This window comes from Chitinimonas sp. (assembly GCF_041904975.1).
Classification (GTDB): domain Bacteria; phylum Pseudomonadota; class Gammaproteobacteria; order Burkholderiales; family Chitinimonadaceae; genus Chitinimonas.
The window spans coordinates 1-2,561 of sequence record NZ_JAYRLZ010000408.1 but is presented as its reverse complement, the minus strand read 5'-3'; the positions used below and the strand labels follow the sequence as shown (position 1 = coordinate 2,561).

General features: G+C 62.9%; 3 protein-coding genes. 2 read left to right on the top strand and 1 reads right to left on the bottom strand.

The window, feature by feature from the left end; genetic code table 11:
- Positions 1-457: PhzF family phenazine biosynthesis protein (locus tag ACE3OH_RS21515; protein ID WP_374358101.1), on the bottom strand; the 457-nt coding region annotated here is incomplete at its 3' end.
- 86 nt (positions 458-543) lie between these two features.
- Here ACE3OH_RS21515 and pcnB point away from each other — a divergent pair.
- Positions 544-1,875: a polynucleotide adenylyltransferase PcnB gene (pcnB, locus tag ACE3OH_RS21510; protein WP_374358096.1), complete on the top strand. Its 1,332-nt coding sequence runs from the start codon at positions 544-546 to the stop codon at positions 1,873-1,875.
- The gene (gene folK / locus ACE3OH_RS21505; protein ID WP_374358090.1) at positions 1,872-2,351 is read left to right on the top strand and encodes a 2-amino-4-hydroxy-6-hydroxymethyldihydropteridine diphosphokinase; all 480 of its coding nucleotides are present in this window, start codon (positions 1,872-1,874) and stop codon (positions 2,349-2,351) included. Before pcnB ends, folK begins: the two co-directional genes overlap by 4 nt.
- The last annotated feature ends 210 nt before the right edge of the window (positions 2,352-2,561 follow it).

The window sequence follows — 2,561 nt, the reverse complement described above, 5'->3', positions numbered from 1 at the left end:
CCCGGCCTTCGTCGCGCTGCGCTCCCGCTTCCAGACCCAGGAGGCGGGCCAGCTGCGCGCGGCGGGCCTCGACCGGGCTGAGTTGTGGCTGCGCGGTCTGCAAGGTCCAGTGATCCTGTGTCGCGCTGACGCCGACCGGGCCAGCCGGTGGCTTGAGGGTGAATTGATCACCCAACCCGAGCAGCGCGCGCGCGATATGGGCGGTGCCGAGGATAGGGTGGCCGGCAAACGGCAATTCATAGCTGGGGCTGAAAATGCGGATGGATAGCTCGCTGCCATCGAGCGGGCCGATAAAGCTGGTTTCCGACAGGTTAAGCTGCCGGGTAATGGCCTGCATCTGTTCGGTGCTGAGGCCCTGGCTGTTTTCCACCACGGCCAGCGGGTTGCCGTTGAATGGGTAGCCGGCGCTGTGTGGGTCGGCAAATACATTGACGATGCGGTATTGAACGGTGGGCATGGCTTTCCTTTACATGATCAAACGCAGACGGCAGGGCAAGCGCAGCTATAATCGCGCTTTCTGCTGCGCAAATTCAAAACAACACAATGATTCGCAAACTGATAGGCCGTGTTCTCAAGCTCAAAAAACGCCATGGCGGCGGCCGGGTGGTGATTCCGCTCAAGCGCCATGGCATTCGTCGCAACCGCTTGCCGGCCTTTGCCCTGAAAACCACCGACCAGCTGCAGGCAGCCGGTTTCGAGGCCTTCATCGTCGGTGGCGCGGTGCGCGATCTGTTGCTGGGCAAGGAACCGAAGGACTTCGACGTGGCGACCAATGCCACGCCCGAGGAAGTGCACAAGGTGTTCCGCCGCTCACGCATCATCGGCCGGCGCTTTCGGCTGGTACATGTACTGTTTGGCGATGAAACGGTGGAAGTGTCCACCTTTCGCGGCTCGGGCGAGACACTGACTGACGATGCCGGCCGCATCATCCGCGACAACACCTGGGGCAGCCAGGAAGACGACGCCAAGCGCCGCGATTTCACCGTGAATGCGCTGTTCTACGACCCGAATCGCGAAGAGATCATCGACTACCACGGCGGCGTGGAAGATGTAGAAAAGAAGCGCCTGACCATGATAGGCGCACCCGTCACCCGCTACCGCGAAGACCCGGTGCGCATGCTGCGCGCGGTGCGCCTGGCCGCCAAGCTTGGCCTCAGCATCGATAGCGATACGCGAAAGCCGATCCGCGAGCTGGCCTCCTTGCTGGAAAACGTGCCGGCGGCGCGGCTGTTCGACGAGATGCTCAAGCTGCTGTTCAGCGGCCAGAGCTGGGCCTGTTTGATGCAGTTGCGCGATGAAGGCCTGCATCATGGCTTTTTCCCGCTGCTCGACACCATGCTGGCGGCGCCGCAGGGCGAGTTGTTCCTGAAGACCGCGCTGGAAAACACCGACCGACGCATCCGCGACGACAAGCCGGTGTCGGCCGGCTATGTGTTTGCCTCGCTGCTGTGGCTGGAAGTGCTGAATAACTGGGACAAGCGCAAGGCGGCTGGTGAGAAGCCGATGCTGGCGCTGTTTGCCGCCATTGATGAAGTCGAGGCGGTGCAAGAAGAGAAACTGGCGATTCCGCGCCGCTATGGCACGGCAATGAAGGAAATCTGGACCCTGCAGCCACGCTTCGAGCAGCGCAGCGGCAACAAGCCATTCCGCCTGCTGGAGCATCCGCGCTTTCGCGCCGGCTATGATTTCTTGTGCTTGCGCGCCAGCTCGGGCGAAGTGCCGCAGGAGCTGGCCGACTGGTGGACCAAATTCCAGGATGTCGATAGCCAGAAGCGCGAAGCGATGCTGATTCGCCCGGAAGCGGGCGAGGGCCAGAAGAAGCGTCGCCGCCGTCGTGGCCCTGGCCGCGCGGCAGGCGAAGGTGCGGCGCAGTGAGCGTCACTGCCTATATCGGCCTTGGCGCCAATCTCGGTGAGGCTGCGCAAACGGTGGCCGAGGCCATCGCCGCGCTGGGGCAGCTGCCGCAAACCCGCTTGCTCGGCGCATCCAGCCTGTATCGCAGCGCGCCGGTCGGCTATCTTGATCAGCCAGACTTTATCAATGCGGTGGCCGGCATCGAAACGGCGCTGAGCCCGGATGCCTTGCTCGACGGATTATGGGCGGTGGAAGAGCGCTTTGGCCGCGAGCGCAGCTTTCGCAATGCGCCACGCACCCTTGATCTCGATCTCTTGCTGTATGGCGGGCAACAGATCGGCACCGAGCGGCTGACTGTGCCGCATCCGCGTATGCATGAGCGCAGCTTTGTGCTGCGGCCCTTGCTGGAAATCGCCCCGCAGTTGCAGCTGCCGGATGGACGCGCGCTGGCTGAACTGGCTGCCGCCCTGCCGGCCGATGGCTTGGCGGTACTTTAGCGGGCGCAGAAACCGTCTGACTCGCCGGACGATGTCGTTGGCTTTCCGCCTGTAGGTCGGGATTCATCCCGACAGGGCCCCATCGAGCGCCCCTGTCGGTATGAATCCCGACCTACAAGGAAGCACAACCGTTTCACGTCCCCTTATACTAGGCTAGCCAGATAGCGCCGCTCCCACGGGGTGATTTCATGCTGGAAGCTGGCCAGTTCC

Excerpts from the sequence above, each read along its gene's own strand:
- pcnB (WP_374358096.1), top strand. The coding sequence starts at position 544 with ATGATTCGCAAACTGATAGGCCGTGTTCTCAAGCTCAAAAAACGCCAT.